Origin of the sequence: Brevundimonas sp. (assembly GCF_030704825.1) — a bacterium.
GTDB lineage: Bacteria > Pseudomonadota > Alphaproteobacteria > Caulobacterales > Caulobacteraceae > Brevundimonas.
Genome location: NZ_JAUYNX010000021.1, coordinates 87,095 through 104,258 on the forward strand (window position 1 = coordinate 87,095; position 17,164 = coordinate 104,258).

16 protein-coding genes are annotated in these 17,164 nt (G+C 69.8%); 9 read left to right on the plus strand and 7 right to left on the minus strand.

From position 1 onward, the window contains the following. Positions 1 to 33 precede the first annotated feature (33 nt). From Q8Q71_RS11280 to Q8Q71_RS11290, 3 genes are all read left to right on the plus strand, one after another. Positions 34 to 375 carry a YMGG-like glycine zipper-containing protein gene (locus Q8Q71_RS11280; protein WP_305759690.1) on the plus strand — a complete coding sequence of 114 codons (342 nt, stop codon included), beginning with the start codon at positions 34 to 36 and terminating at the stop codon, positions 373 to 375. Between the two features lie 80 nt (positions 376 to 455). Then, positions 456 to 908 (plus strand): OmpA family protein, encoded by a 453-nt coding sequence (locus tag Q8Q71_RS11285; RefSeq protein ID WP_305759691.1) that lies wholly within the window; start codon positions 456 to 458, stop codon positions 906 to 908. Between the two features lie 84 nt (positions 909 to 992). Beyond that, the gene (locus Q8Q71_RS11290; RefSeq protein ID WP_371315954.1) at positions 993 to 3,155 is read left to right on the plus strand and encodes a protein-disulfide reductase DsbD family protein; all 2,163 of its coding nucleotides are present in this window, start codon (positions 993 to 995) and stop codon (positions 3,153 to 3,155) included. Positions 3,156 to 3,185: 30 nt separating this feature from the next. On the opposite strand, the gene Q8Q71_RS11295 is transcribed toward Q8Q71_RS11290, so the two are convergent. Further along, positions 3,186 to 3,734 (minus strand): hypothetical protein, encoded by a 549-nt coding sequence (locus Q8Q71_RS11295; RefSeq protein WP_305759692.1) that lies wholly within the window; start codon positions 3,732 to 3,734, stop codon positions 3,186 to 3,188. An 81-nt stretch (positions 3,735 to 3,815) separates the two neighbouring features. Then, complete coding sequence (locus tag Q8Q71_RS11300; RefSeq protein ID WP_305759693.1) at positions 3,816 to 4,292, minus strand: hypothetical protein; 477 nt, start codon at positions 4,290 to 4,292, stop codon at positions 3,816 to 3,818. Between the two features lie 103 nt (positions 4,293 to 4,395). On the opposite strand from Q8Q71_RS11300, the gene pgi reads away from it, so the two are divergent. Beyond that, the gene (pgi, locus tag Q8Q71_RS11305) at positions 4,396 to 6,021 is read left to right on the plus strand and encodes a glucose-6-phosphate isomerase (RefSeq protein WP_305759694.1); all 1,626 of its coding nucleotides are present in this window, start codon (positions 4,396 to 4,398) and stop codon (positions 6,019 to 6,021) included. 36 nt (positions 6,022 to 6,057) lie between these two features. Here pgi and Q8Q71_RS11310 read toward each other — a convergent pair whose 3' ends face one another. Beyond that, complete coding sequence (locus tag Q8Q71_RS11310; protein ID WP_371315955.1) at positions 6,058 to 7,368, minus strand: cation:proton antiporter; 1,311 nt, start codon at positions 7,366 to 7,368, stop codon at positions 6,058 to 6,060. Between the two features lie 214 nt (positions 7,369 to 7,582). On the opposite strand from Q8Q71_RS11310, the gene Q8Q71_RS11315 reads away from it, so the two are divergent. The 3 genes from Q8Q71_RS11315 to groL all read left to right on the plus strand — a co-directional run bounded on the left by Q8Q71_RS11315 (position 7,583) and on the right by groL (position 11,217). Continuing rightward, positions 7,583 to 9,043 (plus strand): tetratricopeptide repeat protein, encoded by a 1,461-nt coding sequence (locus Q8Q71_RS11315; RefSeq protein WP_305759695.1) that lies wholly within the window; start codon positions 7,583 to 7,585, stop codon positions 9,041 to 9,043. A gap of 183 nt (positions 9,044 to 9,226) precedes the next feature. Further along, positions 9,227 to 9,514, plus strand: a complete 288-nt coding sequence (groES, locus tag Q8Q71_RS11320; RefSeq protein ID WP_055826756.1) for a co-chaperone GroES — start codon at positions 9,227 to 9,229, stop codon at positions 9,512 to 9,514. Between the two features lie 50 nt (positions 9,515 to 9,564). Further along, the gene (gene groL / locus Q8Q71_RS11325; protein WP_305759696.1) at positions 9,565 to 11,217 is read left to right on the plus strand and encodes a chaperonin GroEL; all 1,653 of its coding nucleotides are present in this window, start codon (positions 9,565 to 9,567) and stop codon (positions 11,215 to 11,217) included. Between the two features lie 494 nt (positions 11,218 to 11,711). Here groL and Q8Q71_RS11330 read toward each other — a convergent pair whose 3' ends face one another. The 4 genes from Q8Q71_RS11330 to Q8Q71_RS11345 all read right to left on the minus strand — a co-directional run bounded on the left by Q8Q71_RS11330 (position 11,712) and on the right by Q8Q71_RS11345 (position 14,567). After that, entirely contained in the window at positions 11,712 to 12,656 is a 945-nt protein-coding gene (locus Q8Q71_RS11330) for an HNH endonuclease (protein WP_305759697.1), read from the minus strand. Between the two features lie 39 nt (positions 12,657 to 12,695). Beyond that, positions 12,696 to 13,763, minus strand: coding sequence for a DNA cytosine methyltransferase (locus tag Q8Q71_RS11335; RefSeq protein ID WP_305759698.1), 1,068 nt, complete (start codon positions 13,761 to 13,763; stop codon positions 12,696 to 12,698). A 99-nt stretch (positions 13,764 to 13,862) separates the two neighbouring features. Further along, positions 13,863 to 14,261, minus strand: coding sequence for a very short patch repair endonuclease (locus Q8Q71_RS11340; protein ID WP_305759699.1), 399 nt, complete (start codon positions 14,259 to 14,261; stop codon positions 13,863 to 13,865). A gap of 93 nt (positions 14,262 to 14,354) precedes the next feature. Further along, positions 14,355 to 14,567 carry a hypothetical protein gene (locus tag Q8Q71_RS11345; protein WP_305759700.1) on the minus strand — a complete coding sequence of 71 codons (213 nt, stop codon included), beginning with the start codon at positions 14,565 to 14,567 and terminating at the stop codon, positions 14,355 to 14,357. A gap of 699 nt (positions 14,568 to 15,266) precedes the next feature. Between Q8Q71_RS11345 and Q8Q71_RS11350 the strand changes: the two genes are divergently transcribed. Both Q8Q71_RS11350 and Q8Q71_RS11355 read left to right on the plus strand, forming a co-directional pair. Further along, entirely contained in the window at positions 15,267 to 15,884 is a 618-nt protein-coding gene (locus Q8Q71_RS11350) for a hypothetical protein (protein WP_305759701.1), read from the plus strand. Beyond that, the gene (locus tag Q8Q71_RS11355; RefSeq protein WP_305759702.1) at positions 15,881 to 17,152 is read left to right on the plus strand and encodes a terminase large subunit domain-containing protein; all 1,272 of its coding nucleotides are present in this window, start codon (positions 15,881 to 15,883) and stop codon (positions 17,150 to 17,152) included. Before Q8Q71_RS11350 ends, Q8Q71_RS11355 begins: the two co-directional genes overlap by 4 nt. Positions 17,153 to 17,164: the final 12 nt, after the last annotated feature.

Consider the following 17,164-nt stretch of genomic DNA (forward strand, 5'->3'; position numbering starts at 1 on the left):
GTGGGGCGAACCCGAGGGATGAAGGACATACCCATGAACAAGGCAATCATCGCGATTGCGGGAGTCGGTCTTCTGGCTTCCGCCTGCGCCAGCGACCCGTACGGCGGCACCAACGAGACGGTTCGGCAAGGCGCCATCGGCGCCGGGCTCGGCGCCGTGGCCGGCGCGATCATCGGCAACAACACCGGCAGCGGCAACGCCGGGCAGGGCGCCGCCATCGGCGCCGTCGTCGGCGGCGTAGCGGGCGCCATTCGCGGCTCCCAGCAGGACCGCGCCAACCAGCAGCGCTATCGTGACAGTCAGAACCGCTACTACTACTGCTACGATAACCGCCAGGACGAGTGCTACTGGGAGAATGGTCAGCGCCGCTACTAGGCGCGGGCTTTCGCCTGAACATCGGGGCGGTTCGTCGGATGGCGGGCCGCCCTTTTCATGGGCCGACCAAGGGATTGAAAATGCATCGATCGATCAGCCTGCTGGGCGTCGCGGCCGCCCTGGCCCTGGCGGGGTGCGGCGGCGCGCGGTTCATGGACCGCAGCGCCGTGGTGGCCGAGCCGTCCCGCTGCGTTCCGAAGCGGTTCGAGGTCTATTTCGCGGACAGCGAGGCGCGGCTGACGGAGCCGGCGCGGCAGGCCATCGGCATGACGGCGGCCCAGCTCCAGGGCTGCGACATCCGCAAGGTGCAGGTCATCGGCCTGGCCGACGCGCGCGGCGGGGTCGCGGCCAACCAGAGCCTGTCGGAACGCCGGGCGCTGGCGGTGGCCGACGCCCTGACCGCCGCCGGCTGGCCCGCGCCGGTGTTCGAGGTCGAGGCGGCCGGCGAGACCGGCGCCGCCACCGACGCCGGCGTCCGCGAGCCGATGCGGCGACGCACCGAGGTGCTGATCGAGGCCGCCCCGCCCGCTTGAGGCGCGACGCCGCACGCGCCACGCGGACAGTGACGGACGCCCGCGCGGGCGGCTAAGGTCGGCGCGACCGCTTCCGGAGGCCGCGTGACCCCCCTCGCCCGACTGATCATCCTTCTGGCGCTGTGCCTGTGGCCTGCCCAGGCGTGGGCCCAGGCGACCGGACCACAGCGGACCGAACGGATCGAGGCCGAACTGGTCGCCATGTCGGCGTGGGCCGCGCCCGGCTCGACGGCGGTGGTGGCCGTGCGCCAGCGAATCCAGCCCGGCTGGCACACCTACTGGCGCAATCCCGGCGATTCCGGAGGGGCCACGACCTTGCGGTGGACGACGCCGCCGGGCGTGACGCCGGGCGGGATCGTCTGGCCCCTGCCCGAGCGACAGCGGCTGTCGGGCCTGATGAACTACGGCTATTCCGGCGAGGTCTATCTGCCGGTTCCGGTCGAGATTCCGGCCGCGGCGCGGGCCGGAACGGCGCTGCCCCTGACGGTCAGGGCCCTGTTCCTGGTGTGCAGCGCCGAGATGTGCGTGCCCGACGAACTGACCCTGCGGCTGGACCTGCCGGTGCGCGAAGGCGCGGCGCCGCCCGATCCCCGCCACGGCGCCGCGATCGCGGCGGTGCTGGAGACCGCGCCCCGGCGCGCCGGGATCGAGGCGCGGATCGTCTGGGAGAACGGCGCCCTGACCCTGAGCGCGGCGGGCGGACCCCTGGCCGGGCGCGATCCGGGTCCGAGCTATTTCTTCCCCTTTGAAGGCGGCGTGATCGATCATCCAGCCGCGCAGACCGGCGCCTGGGGCCCGCAGGGCCTGCAACTGCGGCTGCCGCCGGGCGGCGAAACGCGGGCGAACGGCCTGTCCGGACCCGTCGCCGGCGTACTGGCCACCGCCCATGGCGCGTTCGAGATCGCCGCCGCGCCGGGCCCCGTGCTGGAGGGAACAGCCGGTTCGGGCGATCTGGCGGCGGCCCCGGACGCCGGCGCGGCGCCCGCGACGGCGGACCCGACGGGTCCGGCGGCCTTCGCCGAGGCCGTGTTGTTCGCCATCCTGGGCGGGCTGATCCTGAACCTGATGCCGTGCGTCTTCCCGATACTGGCGATGAAGGCGGCGTCCCTGGCCGCTTCGGCCCACGACCCGCGCGTCGCTCGACGCGACGGACTGGCCTTCCTGGCCGGCGTCCTGACCACCTTCCTGCTGCTGGCGGGCGGACTGCTGGCCCTGCGGGCAGCGGGAGAAGCCGTGGGCTGGGGCTTCCAGCTGCAGTCGCCGCCGGTGACGGCGGGTCTGGCCCTGCTGATGCTGGCCGTGGCCCTGAACCTGTCCAGCGTCTTCCATGTCGGAGCGGGCCTGCAGGGGGCCGGGTCCGGGCCGCTGGCGCGCCTGCCCGGCGGGCTGGGCGCCTTCTTCACCGGGGCCCTGGCGGTGGTGGTGGCCGCGCCCTGCACCGCGCCCTTCATGGCCTTCGCCCTGGGAGCCGCCCTCGTCATGCCGTGGCCGCTGGCGCTGGTGGTCTTCCTCGGTCTCGGGCTCGGCCTGGCCCTGCCCTTCACGGCGGTCAGCCTGTCGCCGGGCCTGCTGGCCAAGCTGCCGCGGCCCGGACCATGGATGGAGCGGCTCAAGGGTCTGCTGGCCTTTCCCATGTATGCGACCGCCCTGTGGCTGGCCTGGGTGTTCAGCCGCCAGACCGGCGCCGGGGCGCTGGGCCTGCTGTTCGTCGCCGGCGTCCTGCTGGCCCTGGGCGCGTGGCTGGTCGGCGGCGGTCAGGCGGAGCGGATCGCCGGCCGCCGGGGCGTGCTGCATCTGACGGCCGGGGCGGTCGCCGTGCTGCTCGCGGCGGCGACGGGCTGGCTGGCGGCGGTCATGCCGGCGGAGATCCCCGTGACCGCGCCCAACGGTCCGCCCGGCGGGCCGGCGAGCGCGCCCTGGTCGACGGCGGCCGTCGAGGCGGCGCGGGCCGAGGGGCGGCCGGTGCTGGTCAATTTCACCGCCGACTGGTGCGTGACCTGCAAGATCAACGAGCGGACCTCGCTGGGGTCGGCCGGGGTGAAGGCGGCCATGGAGCGCGCGAACGCCGTCTATCTGGTCGGCGACTGGACCCGGCGAGACGACGCCATCGCCGCCGAGCTGCAGCGCCACGGGCGGTCGGGCGTGCCGCTGTATCTGCTGTACGCGCCGGGCGAGGCCGAGCCGCGGGTGTTGCCGCAGTTGCTGACCGAGGGGGTGGTGGTGGAGGCGCTGAAGGACGTTCGCTGAACCCTCCCCCGTTTGGGAGAGGGACGGCGCCTAGGAAGGCCAGGACTCCGCCGTCCCGGGCGGGAGGCGGGCGTCCTCGCGCCAGGCGTCGCGGTTCGCCTGCAGGGTCACCGCATCCAGATACGACAGGGGGTGCAGCCACCCTGTTTCGTTCCAGAACGCCGCGGTCCAGCCGTGCCGGACCGCCCAGGCCCGGTCGCGGGCCGCCGTCTCGGGCGTCAGGTTATCCGCCCGCCACTCCAGCACGAACCCGAGGTGCCAGACCGAAACCCGCTCCAACGGCCCGCCCTGCATCGCCTCCGCCAGTTTGGTCGCCAGCAGTCGCGTCTCTACCAGCTGGTATTCGAACTCGAACTGTTTGCGCCGCGCATAGCCGTCCCAGCCCTCCGCCGGCTCCGGATCCGGATCGGCGGTCTCGCGCCGTTTCCATCCTTCCGACGCCCGACGCCGCCACAGGTTGGCCAGGCCGACGTCATACCGCCGCGCGAGCGAGGCCGCGGTCTCTCCCGCCTCCCATGCCCGACGCACCGCTCGCCAGGTGTCGTCGGACCGGAGTTTTCGGGCGTGTCCCTCGTGCATGGACGCAGATTCGGGCGCCGGTGCGTCAGAATCGGTCGTGGTTCTCCGCGTTCCTCTCCCGAACGGGAGGAGAATACGGCGCTAGACCTCCGGCTGGGGCGGGGCGGTGATGACCTCGACGTTGTCGTTGAGCAGGTAGGCCAGTTCGTCGAGGGCGACGCGGCGTTCGGCCGGGGTGGCGGCGGCGACGACGGCCTCGATCCTGACCGGGATGTCCTCGGAAATGCCGCGCAGGATGCATTTCAGGTCGCCGTCCGTGCCGCGCTCCTTGAGGACCAGGTGACCCTGCATGTCCAGCGCGGCCAGTTCGACGGCCGAGACGCGGAAGCCCGCGAAGGCCTCGCCGGCGGCGAAGTCCGACTGATCGACCACGCCCGCCGCGATCCACCCCTGCACCACCCCCTTCAGCGCGCCGGAACGGGCGACGATGTCGGCGAAGAGCGGCTCGCCCGCCACGGAGACGGGCGCAGCGACGGCGGCGGGCGGCTGGGCCGCGGCCATGGCCACATTAGGGTCCGAGAGCAGGAGGGAGACGGCCAGGGCGACGCCGCAGGACATGACGAACCTCATATAGTTTGGCCGAATCGCGGATTCGGCGTTGAACCGGCTTACGCCCGACCCGTAAACGAGGGTTTACCCCTCCGAACTTCGAGCTCCGCCGATGACCGCCCGCTCCCAGGCCCTGGACATGCTTCGCGCCGTGGCGCGCAAGGACGCGGGCGGGCGCATCGCCCACCAGTTCGCGACGGACCCCGGCCGCATCGAACGGATGGGCGTCGAGGCGGCGGGCCTGTATCTGGACCTGTCGAAGCAGTCGTGGAGCGCCGAAGGCTTCGAGGCCGCCCTGGACCTGGCGCGGACCTGCGATGTCGAGGGCCGGCGCGACGCCCTGTTCGCCGGCGAGGCGGTCAACAACACCGAAGGCAGGGCGGTGCTGCACCCCGCCCTGCGCGCGGCCGAGGGGGCGAGCTTCGAGGCGCTGGGCGAACCGGTCTCGGCCGGGGTCGACCAGACCCGCCGGACGATGGCCCGGTTCGCCGCCGAGGTCGGCTCGGGCGCCGAGACCGGCGGAACGAAACAGCCGTTCAACGCCATCGTCCACATCGGCATCGGCGGCTCGGATCTGGGCCCCCGCCTGCTGTGGGACGCCCTGAGACCGCTGGAACCGACCATCGACCTGCGCTTCGTGGCCAACATCGATCCGCGCGACATGGGCGAGGCCCTGTCCGGTCTGGATCCGGAGACCACTCTGGTGGTGGTGGTGTCCAAGACCTTCACGACCCAGGAGACCCTGGCCAACGCCGATCTGGCCAAGGCGTGGCTGGCCGAGAGCCTCTCGCCGAAGCGGATGGTCCATCATCTGATCGGGGTGACGGCGGCGCCGGACAAGGCCGAGGCCTGGGGCTGCGGCCGGACCTTCGGCTTCCGCGACTGGGTCGGAGGCCGTTATTCCCTGTGGTCGGCGGTCAGTCTGTCGGTGACGGTGGCCCTGGGCTGGGACGTTTTCGAGCGGGTGCTGAACGGCGCCCGGGCCATGGACGAGCATTTCCGCGAGGCGGACCTGGAGCGGAACGCCCCGGTGCTGCTGGCCCTGGCCCAGATCTACAATGTCGAGGGCCGCGGTCGGCAGGCGCGGACGGTCGCGCCCTACGCCCACGGCCTGCGCCGCCTGCCCGCCTTCCTGCAGCAGCTGGAGATGGAGTCGAACGGCAAGCGGGTGAAGCGCGACGGTTCGCCCGTCGACACCGCCACCGGCCCCATCGTTTTCGGCGAGCCGGGCACCAACGGCCAGCACGCCTTCTTCCAGCAGATCCATCAGGGACCGCTGGTGGTTCCGGCCGAGTTCGTGGTCGTCGCCCACACCTCCGAAGCCGCCATGGATGCCCGCGAGGGCGACGCGCCGCTGTGGTCCAACGCCCTGGCCCAGGCCCAGGCGCTGATGATCGGCAAGACCGAGGCCGAGGCGCGGGCCGAGCTGATCGCGGCCGGGGCGGACGCGGCCGAGGCCGACCGGCTGGCGCCGCACAGGACCTTCCCCGGCGACCGGCCGTCGACGACGATCCTGATGGACGCCCTGTCGCCCGAGGCGGTCGGGGCCCTGATCGCTCTCTATGAGCACAAGACCTTCGTCGAGGGCGTGATCCAGGACATCAACAGCTTCGACCAGTGGGGCGTGGAGCTGGGCAAGGTGCTGGCGAAGGCGATCCTGAAGGACGTGGCGGCGGGGGAACCCTCGGCCGGTCTGGACCCGTCGACGGCGGAGTTGATGAAGCGGCTGATGGTCTGAGATCCGGGGCGCTCGCTCCCCGCCGATCGGGGACGCTCAGGGGATCGTCCGCGCCGGAACCGGTGGGCCGTCCGGATCGTCGGTCACGTCCGCGAGGGCGCCCAGGTCGCCGCGCTCGCGCGCCTTGCGGCCATAGACGAGCTCGAACAGCGGCGAGGCCATCAGCGTGGTGACCACCGCCATGAGCACCATGATCGAGAAGAATTCGACCCCGATCAGCCCGCGCTGCAGGCCGATGTTGATGATGATCAGCTCCATCAGCCCCCGCGAATTCATCAGCGCGCCGATGCCGAGCGCGGTGGCGTTGTCCTGCCCCGTGAGCCGGGCCGCCGCCCAGCAGGCGCCGAATTTGGCGAGGATCGACGCCGCGAGGATCGCCGCCGCGATCACGAACAGGGCGGGATCGGTCATCACCTCCAGCCGGGTGTTGAGCCCCGAGTAGGTGAAGAACATCGGCAGCAGCAGGACGACGGTGACCGGCTCGAGCCTGGCGCGAATCTCGCGGGTCAGCACGCCGCGCGGCATGGCGACGCCGAGCAGAAAGCCGCCGAACACCGCATGCATGCCGGCCCAGTCCATCGCGAAGGCGGACAGCAGGAACAGCATCAGGACGACGCCGAGCAGCGCATTGTCGACCCCGCCCTTCCTCTCGGCCTCCGCGCCGAGACGCGCGAACAGCCGGGGTCCGAACCCGACCATCAACACGGCGAAGGCCAGGGCGCTGACGATGGCCTTGACCGCCACCGCCGCGCCGGCCCCGAAGGTCGCCAGCACCACCGCCAGCACGCCCCAGGCGCAGGCGTCATCGATCGCCCCCGCGGAAAGCGACAGCGTTCCGAGCGGCGACCTGGACAGCCCCCGCTCGTGGATGATGCGGGCGAGCATGGGAAAGGCGGTGATGGCGATGCAGGCCCCGAGGAACAGGCTGGCCTCGGGGAGCGACATTTCGGGGTTGAACAGGCCTTCCGAGAGGAGCCAGGGGGCGAGCAGGAAGGCGAGCAGGAAGGGCGCGGCCATGCCAGACAGCGACACCGCGCCCGCGCTGCCGAGGTTGGCGCGGAAGTGCGAACGGTCGAAGCCGAGGCCGACGAGGAACATGTAGAGCCCGACGCCCAGCTGCGCCCCGACGTAGAGGATCGACCTGGACTCCGCGGGGAAGACCATGGCGCTCAGGTCGGGCAGGAGCAGGCCGAAAAGCGACGGGCCGAGCAGGACGCCGGCGATCATCTCGCCGACCACCTGCGGCTGCCCGAGGAAGCGCTTGCCGAGCCAGCCGACCAGCCGCGCCGCCGCGACGATCACGAACAGCTGGAGGAAGAAGACGATGCTGAGCTCGGCCGCCGACATGTTCGCGCTTCCCCCTGGCGACGCCTGACGCCGTCAGCGTATCAGCCGCGCGAAAGTCCGCAATCCGACCGACGGACCGGATCCGGAATTTCCCCGGGACCCCCGGAGTCCACGCGGCGGACGATCCAGGGCCCGTCCAGCAAACAACGGGAGGGTCCGTTCATGCGGAGTTCATGCCGCCGGGCCTTGCAAAGGACAGGGCGGACGGTTGAACATGAGCGTCGACCCCGGGGGGAATGCGGTGAGACATCTGGCGCGGTGCGGATTGGTCCTTCTGGTTCTGGCCGCGACCGCGTCGTGCGCCACGGCCCAGGATCGACCCCCGCCGCCCCCGCCGCCGCCGGTGGCCGCTCCGCCGCCTCCTCCGCCGCCGCCACCGCCGCCGCCGCCGCCCGCCGACGTCCGCATCTCCGCGCCCTCCGCGCTGGACGCCATCGCGGAGATTCTGGCGCGTGAGCCGGACGCCGCGAAGGCCGCCGCGGCCCTGATCGCCCTGACCAACGAACGCTTCGCCGCCGGGGACGCGGCAGGGGCCGAGGCCGCCGTCTCCGCCGCCGTCAAGGTCGTGGAGACGCGGCTGTCGCCCGGGGACGCCGCCGCCAGCCGGCCGCTGGCGGTGCGGGCGCGGCTGAAGCTGGAGCAGGGCGACTACAACGGCGCCCTGGCGGACCTCGAACGCGCCCTGGCGCTGCTGGACCGGGCGGCGGCGCCCGACCCGGTCGAGCGGGCGACGCTGATCTACGATCGCGCCCGGGCCTACGACCTGCTGGGCCGCAACGAGGACGCCGAGGCGGCGGCGCGCGAAAGCCTGGCGCTGCGCCGGGACCACCTCGGCCCGGTGCACGAGAAGACCGCCGACAGCCTGAACCTGGTAGCCAACGCCCTGACCGCCCAGGGCCGGCACGCCGAGGCCGATCCGCTGTATCGGCAGGTGCTGGGCATGTACGAGGTGCTGTACGGCCCGAACGACCCTCACGTCGCCATCGTGCTCTCGAACCTGGGCAACTCCCTGCGCCGCACCGGGAGGGCGCATCAGGCCGCGCCGCTCTACGCGCGGGCGGTGGCCATCGCGGAACAGGCTGACGATCCGGTCCTGCTGGCCCAGTGCCTGACCAACCAGGGCTGGTTCCTGCATGTGACGGGGGACGGCGCGGGGGCCGAGCCGTCGTTCCGGCGGGCGCTGGACCTGGCGCTGGAGATCGTCGGGCCGAGCCATCCCTTCACCGGCGTCGCCCGGGCCAACCTCGGTTACGCCCTGTCCGACCAGGCCCGCTGGGCCGAGGCCGAGGCGCCGTTCCGGGAGGGGCTGGCGGTCTATGAGCGCGGGGTGGGCCCCGACAGCCCGGATCTGCTGGACACCATCGAGGGCTACGCCGCCGTGCTGGACCGGCTGGGCCGGGCCGAAGAGGCCGAGGCCCTGTACGGACGCGCCCTGGCGATCGCCTCCACGCGCCTGCCGCCCGCCCACGCCGACGCCATGGCCGGGGCCGGGAAGCACGCCGGCTTCCTGATCCGCCACGGCCGGCCGGGCGAGGCGCGGGAGCGGGTCCGGGCGGAGCTGGGCGAACTGCTGGGGCAGGACGGACGGGGCCGCGACTGGCGCACCCGGGTGCGCGGCGCCCGCCCGCTGTTCGCGCGCCAGGTCGAGGCCAGCTGGGTCCTGGCGAGCCGCTGAGCGGCGTCAGCGGCCAGCGGACGACGACCACGGATACGCCAGACGATTTCGCAACCTCATTGCGGCGGCGCGCCTTGACGCACCCGTTCCACCCCCCTATCTGCCCGCCGTTAGCACTCTCGCGTTCCGGCTGCCAAAAGCCGCGCGGGAGGGCCTCAAGACACACTCTCAGGGAGACAACAAATGGCGTTTCGTCCGCTCGGCGACCGCGTGCTGGTCAAGCGCGTTGAGGAAGAATCCAAAACCAAGGGCGGGATCATCATCCCCGACTCGGCCAAGGAAAAGCCCCAGGAAGGCGAAGTCGTCTCCGTCGGCCCCGGCGCCCGCGACGAGGACGGCAAGCACGTCCCCATGGACCTGAAGGCCGGCGACCGCATCCTGTTCGGCAAATGGTCGGGCACGGAAGTCAAGATCGACGGTAACGATTTGATTATAATGAAGGAATCGGACGTGCTGGGCGTGCTGTCGTAAGCACCCGCGTCTGATTTCCACTCCCCACACACTCTTCAAGGAGCTGCCCGATGGCCGCCAAACAAGTCATGTTCTCCACCGACGCGCGCGAAAAGATGCTGCGCGGCGTCAATGTTCTCGCCAACGCCGTCAAGGTGACCCTGGGGCCCAAGGGCCGCAACGTCGTGATCCAGAAGTCCTTCGGCGCCCCGCGCTCGACCAAGGACGGCGTCTCGGTGGCGAAAGAGATCGAGCTGGAGGACGCCTTCGAGAACATGGGCGCCCAGATGATCCGCGAGGTCGCCTCCAAGACCAATGACAAGGCCGGCGACGGCACCACCACCGCCACCGTCCTGGCCCAGTCGATCGTCCAGGAAGGCCTCAAGGCCGTGGCCGCCGGCATGAACCCGATGGATCTGAAGCGCGGCATCGACAAGGCCGTGACGGCCGTGCTGGCCGACATCAAGGCCTCCAGCCGCAAGGTCAGCGCCAACTCCGAGATCGCCCAGGTCGGCACCATCTCGGCCAACGGCGACCAGGAAGTCGGCGACATGATCGCCAAGGCCATGGAAAAGGTCGGCAACGAGGGAGTCATTACAGTTGAGGAGGCGAAAACCGCCGAGACTGAACTTGACGTTGTTGAAGGCATGCAGTTCGACCGCGGCTACCTGAGCCCGTACTTCATCACCAACGCCGACAAGATGGAGGTTCAACTTGAAGAACCGCTCATCATGCTGCACGAGAAGAAACTCTCGTCGCTGCAGTCGATGCTGCCGATCCTGGAAGCCGTGGTCCAGTCGGGCCGCCCGCTGCTGATCATCGCCGAGGACATCGAGGGCGAGGCCCTGGCCACGCTCGTCGTCAACAAGCTGCGTGGCGGCCTGCGCGTCGCCGCCGTCAAGGCCCCGGGCTTCGGCGACCGCCGCAAGTCGATGCTGGAGGACATCGCCGTCCTGACCGGCGGCCAGGTCATCTCGGAAGACCTCGGCATCAAGCTGGAGAACGTCACCCTCGACATGCTCGGCAAGGCCAAGAAGGTCACCATCACCAAGGACGACACCACCATCGTGGACGGCGTGGGTGAGAAGGACGCGATCGAGGCCCGCATCGGCCAGATCAAGAAGCAGATCGAGGACACCACCTCGGACTACGACAAGGAGAAGCTGCAGGAACGTCTGGCCAAGCTGGCCGGCGGCGTCGCGGTCATCCGCGTCGGCGGCTCGACCGAGGTCGAGGTCAAGGAGAAGAAGGACCGCGTCGACGACGCCCTGAACGCCACCCGCGCGGCGGTCGAGGAAGGCATCGTCCCCGGCGGCGGCATCGCCCTGCTGAAGGCGACCAAGGCGCTCGAAGGTCTGAAAGGCGACAACGCCGACCAGACCGCCGGCATCGCCATCATCCGCCGCGCCATCCAGGCCCCGATCCGTCAGATCGTCGAGAACGCGGGCGTCGAAGGCTCCATCGTCGTCGGCAAGGTGCTGGAAAACCCCTCGGCCACCTACGGCTTCAACGCCCAGACCGAGGAATACGTCGACATGATCCAGGCCGGCGTCATCGACCCCGCCAAGGTCGTGCGCACCGCCCTGCAGGACGCCGCCTCGGTGGCGGGGATCCTGATCACGACGGAAGCGGCGGTTGCCGATGCGCCGAAGAAGGCCTCGGCCGGCGGCGCCGGCGGCATGGGCGGCGGCGGCATGGGCGGCATGGGCGATATGGACTTTTAAGTCCGCGTCGCTCGGCGGTTTAAGCTGAGACAGAAGAGGGCGGCTCCGGGGACGGGGCCGCCCTTTTTTAGGCGCGGCATCCGCTAGCCGCTCGTGGATGCCATTGCTCCAAGGGGTAGCTCAGCAAGGCCGACCGCTGGACCTTGTGAAGGAAATCACGGAACCGCGATTTGGGTGAGAGAGCACGCAGTGCTAAGCTTTCTCCGCTTCCCGAGTCTACCACGATCTCAGGCGGCCGATGTTGGTGTTGATGTAGCGAAACCGGGAAGCGTTCTAACCCAGTCCAACTGGGGTTTTGAACTTCGCTCTCAACTCCTCCGGTTCAGGTGGCCCTAAATATGGGACACCCTAATGAAACCCAAGAGAACTGTGACCATCGACGTAAAGGTCGATGTTGCGGCTATCATCCGGGCGTTGGGGATGACGATTGCCCTAATCTCGGCAGTGATAGGTTTGTGAGGAGAGGGCGGGTCTGGAGACGGGCCCGCCTTTTTTCATGGCCAACCGGCAGGCAGGCTGATCCTTTTGGCGTGGACATCGTCATGATCCACATTGCAAAGAGTCACCAAATTTCCTGCAGTATTTTGCCCTTTGGCGGCATGATCGATGAGATGGTGGAGCTCAAGGAACTGCTTTCGGTCGTCAGGATGACTATCGGCTCTCGACCACCCGCAGAAGCGGCACCGGAACTGGTCACGCTTGAGAACTTCACTCCAGACAGAGTCGGAAATCTTCCGATCATGCGGAGGTGCTTGTCGGTCTTCGACGAGGACATATGACCCTACCGGGAGGTCCAACCGACCCTGCATCCGCGTCTGGACAGGCCAGCCTTGTTCGGTGCGAAGTTCCCGCAGTCGCCGAGGCCACTCGTTCGCTTTTCCCGCAATATATCGAAACTGCTCACCGGAGATTGGTTGGCCGACGCTCTGTCGAAGCAGGGACAGCATTCGATCTTGCAGGCTTGCCTTCGAATTTCGCAGTGATTTTAGAAGCTTCCAGTGTGCGGCCGCGAAAGCGTCGGGGGCGTCCTCTAGAAGAACGTACTCTTCTGGTCGCAGTCCCGAGACGGGAAAACCAAGATGCGCTTCGATGCTCGCCTGCTGGTCGGGATCTTCAGCGGCGATTTGCCTGAATGTCATTCCAGAATAGATCGGCCAGCCGTGCTCCACCCGGAGCTCTCTCAGGCGTCTTGCCCAGTCATCGATCCCCGCCACAACAAAGAGCTCGGACTCCGGGACGATCTGCCCGACGTGCTGCCGTAGGTATTCCAGGATGCGGGCGAACCCCGAACGATGACCCGGCATCAAGCTGCTGCCAATGTCCCTCACGCCATAGGCTACCGGGGCGAGGGTCCGCACCTTTTCGCGAAGAGGAAGCGAAGTGTCTAGTTGGGCAAATTCTTGAAGCGAGGCAGCCGTCGCAGCGGCGGCAGCAGGCACGCTCTTGTATTGCCTAGATCTTCTCCCCATGCCCTCCGCTTAAGCGGACATGGCCATCGGCACAAGGATAGAGCGAACGGTGGTGGCTAGTGCTCCAGCGAGATGCGGCGGCACTGCGTTACCGATTTGTCGGGCTACCTCGACCTTGGTCCCGTGGAATTTGAAATCGTCCGGGAAGCCCATCAGGCGCGCGGCTTCGCGGTGGCTGATCGGCCGGTCAGCCTCCGGGTGGAGGTAGCGCCCCTTCTCCGGCTTGTAGAATTCCGTCCGGATCGTGACCGACGGGCGGTCCCACCACAGGCGTCCGAACAGGTCGGTGCCGCCGCTGGTCTTGCGCACCCAGCAGTCAGGCGTGATGTCAGGTCGGTTGGCCAGAAGATCGAAGCGATTGCCGCCGGGCGGGACGGCCCGATAGCGCTGGAGGCTCTTGTCCGTCGGAGTCCGGCCGAAGTGCAGGTCCAGCGTCTTCCGCGACCCGATCTCCGTTCCGATGGTCGCGAAGGGCAGGTCGGCGATGACGTCACGAACCGTGCGCCAGCGAGGAAGATTGCTCTTCAGCTTGGGGTCGGCATGACTGGGCAGCGGCGGGAAGCTGGGCAGATTGTACGCTTCGCGCCAGCCGAGAATGATCGTCCGCTTGCGGGTTTGCGGCGCGCCGTAGTCGGCGGAATTGACGATCGTCGCCTGGGTCTGGAAACCATGCTGACGGGCCTTGGCCTCAATCAGCTGACGTTCGGGAGAGCGGTAGAGTTCCGCGACGTTCTCCATGACGAAGACGCGGGCGCCCGAGCGCTCGGCGATCTCGATGAAAGGTTCCCACAATGCACGACGTGCGTCGCCGTCGCGCTTCTTGTTGAGCAGGCTGAAGCCTTGGCAGGGCGGGCCGCCGATGACGACGTCGGCCTGCGGCACTTCATTGTGGAGGAGCCACTCTTCGATATTCGCCTGCACGGCCCGACCCGGGAAATTCAGCTCGTGGGTCTTCACGGCGGCGGCGTCATTGTCGAGCGCCAGAACGGTGGTGAAGCCACCACAAAATCGCTTGTCGCAGAAGCCCAGGCTCATACCGCCGGCGCCGCTGAACAGGTCAATCAAACGGAGGGTCATGGCTCATGGTCTCGCAGAGAATGCCTGTAAACAAAACGCGAACGTAAAACCCGTGTCAACCGGTTGCCGTCTACAGATTGTGGGTGAAGGTGGCGTTACCTACTGCAAATAGGCGCCCAGCCTGTTCTTCAGCGCGACTGAGTCTTTCGTCTCACACTCCCAAACGATCACGACCCGAAGTCCGGATTCGGCCAGGCGGGCCTCGACCTCAGCGTCGCGCTGCTTGTTCCGTAGAAACTTCGCTTCCCATTCGACACGATTGTGGGTCGGCATCGTCCCACGCTTGCAGTCGTGTTGATGCCAGAAACAGCCGTGGACCTGGATCGCCCAGCCCTTGGAGCGGTTGGCGAAATCCGGCTTGCCGGGGAGGGTTTTCACGTTGCGCCTGTAGGCGAGCCCGAGGTCGCGGAGGGCTTCGGCCACACGCTCCTCGGGCGTCGTTCGGGCCTGTCTGACCTTGGCCATCGCGGCCGTCGTACGGTCGTTGAGCGGCTTCATTCAGCGGAAGTAACAGCGTCGCGATCCCTCTCCAACCTCTCGCCATTCCCGGGATGTGGCGGCGCGTTCCACAATGGTCCGGCGATGTGGGAGTTACTTGCCGCCGTTGACGTTGTCTTTGGTCGAGGCGTCCGGATTATCGCGTGCATACTCGCGGTCGTTGATTTTGACCACATGAGCGCCGGGATGCTCCCCTCGCTTGATTTCGGCCACCACGTTGCGTCGAGGCACGCCGATTCTGGAGCCAATATCGTAGTGCTCGTTACGACCGCCCGGCCCGTCGTTCTGGCCTCTAATTTTCGTCACTTGCGGGTCCTCCTAGGACGACCGACTCGGTCGAACAACTGCTTGTACCACATTTGTTCCTGCTCCGCCCAAAGGTGCGGGATCATCCTCTTCCACCGCCGCGGTCCGCTCTCATTGCATGGTGAGGAAACGCAGGCAGGGGCCACCCGCCCCGGCGCGCCTCAAGGACGCTGCGCGCCGCTCGCGCGGCAGGCCGGGACGGCCTGTCCTTGACCCGCGCCGGGTCGGGCGACCGGGGCTGGGCGTGTCGGGCGCGCGGGGCGCGCCGACTTGCTCAGGGGGTAAGTGAGAGCTGTGCGGGCGTCAGGCCCCCTCCACCACGCTGCGCGTGGTCCCCCTCCCCATCGCTGCGTGACAGGGAGGAGACGGGCGGTGCGTGGAGGCACCCCTCCACCGCCGTTCCGGCGGTCCCCCTCCCCCGTTGGGGGAGGATTGATTGGCGGTCTTTGCGGTCCTGCTCGCTCCGGAACCGGCGACCGCATGAACCGCAATCGGCGGAGCGCGATTCCGGCCGTCGCCGCCGTCCCTGCTGAAATGCTGACATTTCGCCGCCAGACATAGCAATTCGGCGGGCCGATCGCTTGATCGGAAACGGTTTTTCCGGGCCGGCAGCGTCATTTGCGCGCCGCATGTGCGGGGTGGTCCAGACTCCGGGTCCATGCGGCGGACAGGGAGGGGCGCGGGGCGATGGACGGGACGATGGACGGGACGGGGAACGGGATCGGAGAGGGGACGGCGCCGCAGGGGCGGGCGCGGGGGCATGTGATGCTGGGGTCGCGGATGTGGGCGCGGATCGCGCGGGAGTATGCGGCGGGGGCCTCGGCGCCGTGGCTGTCGGACCGCTATGGCGCGGGCGAGCGGACCATAGCCGCGCGGGCCCGGAAGGAGGGCTGGCGGCGCAAGGACCTGGCCGAAGCGGCCGACGCCGAGCTGGAGGCGGCCGAGGCGCGCGGGGCGGTGGAGCCGGCGCCGCCGCCGGCGATCGGCCCGGGGCTGGGATTGGGGTCGGGATCGGCGCTGGACGGGTCGGCGCGGGGGCGGGCCGTGCTGCTGGAGGAGGCGCTGGCGGGGGTGACCGACGAGGCGCGGGCGGGGGCGGCGCGCGAGGCGCTGGACCGGGCGGTGGCGCATATGCGGACCGGGGACGCCCATGCGGCCACGGACTGGGTCAAGCTGGCCGGGGCGCTGGCGGCGCTGGCGGGACGGGACGGCAGCGGCTCGCCGGAAGAGGCCGCCGACGCGGCGGCGCAGGCGGCGGCCATGGCCGTGCTGTGCGAGCGGCTGGGGCTGGCGGAGGACGGCGGGAGCGGGGCTTGAGCGAGGATGGGGGGGCCCTGTTGCGGGCGCTGGGCCGCGACGGGCGCGCGGCGCTGTCGTGGCGGGCGGCGTCGCATGAAGGCCAGCGGCCGCCGGCGGGGGACTGGACCACCTGGGTCTTCCTCGGCGGGCGCGGGGCGGGGAAGACGCGGGCGGGGGCGGAGTGGGTGTGGGAGACGGCGCAGAGGCTGGGGCCCGGCGGGCGGATCGCCCTGGTCGGGCCGACGCTGCACGACGCGCGCACGGTGATGGTGGAGGGGCCGTCGGGGTTGCTGCGGCTGCCGTATCGGGCGGGCGCGCGCTATGTGCCGTCGCTGCGGCGGGTGACGTTTCCGGGCGGGGCCGTCGGGCTGCTGTTCTCGGCCGGGGAGCCGGAGCGGCTGAGGGGGCCGCAGTTCCACGCCGCCTGGGGGGATGAGTTCTGCGCCTGGGACTGTCCGGAAGAGACGCTGGCCATGCTGCGGCTGGGGCTGCGGTTGGGGGCGGCGCCGAGGCTGGTTCTGACCTCGACGCCGAAGCCGCGGGCGAGTCTGCGGCGGGTGCTGGCCGGGGACGGCTGCGCGCGGACGGATGCGGCGACGCGGGAGAATGCGCGGAACCTCGCGCCGGGGTTTCTGGCGGCGATGGAGGGGCTGTACGGCGGCACGCGACGGGCGGCGCAGGAGCTGGAAGGGCGGGTGCTGGACGATGCGGGGGCGCTGTTCACGGCGGAGATGATCGAGGGGGCGAGAGCTCTGGGAGCTGAGTGGGAAGGCGGGTTCGACCGCGTGGTCGTCGCCGTCGACCCGCCGGCGGGGACGCTGTCGGGGCGGGCGCGGGACGCCTGCGGGATCGTCGTGGCCGGACGGCGCGGGGACCGGGTCGTGGTGCTGGCCGACTGGACGCGGACGGGGCTGTCGCCCGAGAGCTGGGCGGCGCGGGTGCGGCGGGCGGTCGAGGCGCACGGGGCGACGCGGGTGGTGGTGGAGGCCAACAACGGCGGGGCGATGGCGGAGGCGGTGCTGAAGGCCTCGGGGCTGTCGGTCACGATCCGGCGGGTGCACGCCTCGGTCGGCAAGGTCGCGCGGGCGGAGCCTGTGGCGGCGCTGTACGAGCAGGGGCGGGTCGCGCATGCGCCGGGGCTGGAGGCGCTGGAGGAGGAGCTGATGGGGCTGGGCGGCGAGGACGCGGGCGGGGCCAGTCCGGACCGGGCGGATGCGCTGGTGTGGGCCGTGACCGACCTCATGCCGGCGCCGGGGCCGCGGGGGCCGAGCCTGCGGGTGCTGTAACCTTATCGATAT

Bases quoted from the DNA above. Each gene is read 5' to 3' on its own strand.
- Q8Q71_RS11280 (WP_305759690.1), top strand. From the start codon at position 34: ATGAACAAGGCAATCATCGCGATTGCGGGAGTCGGTCTTCTGGCTTCC.
- Q8Q71_RS11285 (WP_305759691.1), top strand. From the start codon at position 456: ATGCATCGATCGATCAGCCTGCTGGGCGTCGCGGCCGCCCTGGCCCTG.
- Q8Q71_RS11295 (WP_305759692.1), bottom strand. From the start codon at position 3,734: ATGCACGAGGGACACGCCCGAAAACTCCGGTCCGACGACACCTGGCGA.
- Q8Q71_RS11300 (WP_305759693.1), bottom strand. From the start codon at position 4,292: ATGTCCTGCGGCGTCGCCCTGGCCGTCTCCCTCCTGCTCTCGGACCCT.
- pgi (WP_305759694.1), top strand. From the start codon at position 4,396: ATGACCGCCCGCTCCCAGGCCCTGGACATGCTTCGCGCCGTGGCGCGC.
- Q8Q71_RS11310 (WP_371315955.1), bottom strand. From the start codon at position 7,368: ATGTCGGCGGCCGAGCTCAGCATCGTCTTCTTCCTCCAGCTGTTCGTG.
- Q8Q71_RS11315 (WP_305759695.1), top strand. From the start codon at position 7,583: ATGAGCGTCGACCCCGGGGGGAATGCGGTGAGACATCTGGCGCGGTGC.
- groES (WP_055826756.1), top strand. From the start codon at position 9,227: ATGGCGTTTCGTCCGCTCGGCGACCGCGTGCTGGTCAAGCGCGTTGAG.
- groL (WP_305759696.1), top strand. From the start codon at position 9,565: ATGGCCGCCAAACAAGTCATGTTCTCCACCGACGCGCGCGAAAAGATG.
- Q8Q71_RS11335 (WP_305759698.1), bottom strand. From the start codon at position 13,763: ATGACCCTCCGTTTGATTGACCTGTTCAGCGGCGCCGGCGGTATGAGC.
- Q8Q71_RS11340 (WP_305759699.1), bottom strand. From the start codon at position 14,261: ATGAAGCCGCTCAACGACCGTACGACGGCCGCGATGGCCAAGGTCAGA.
- Q8Q71_RS11350 (WP_305759701.1), top strand. From the start codon at position 15,267: ATGGACGGGACGGGGAACGGGATCGGAGAGGGGACGGCGCCGCAGGGG.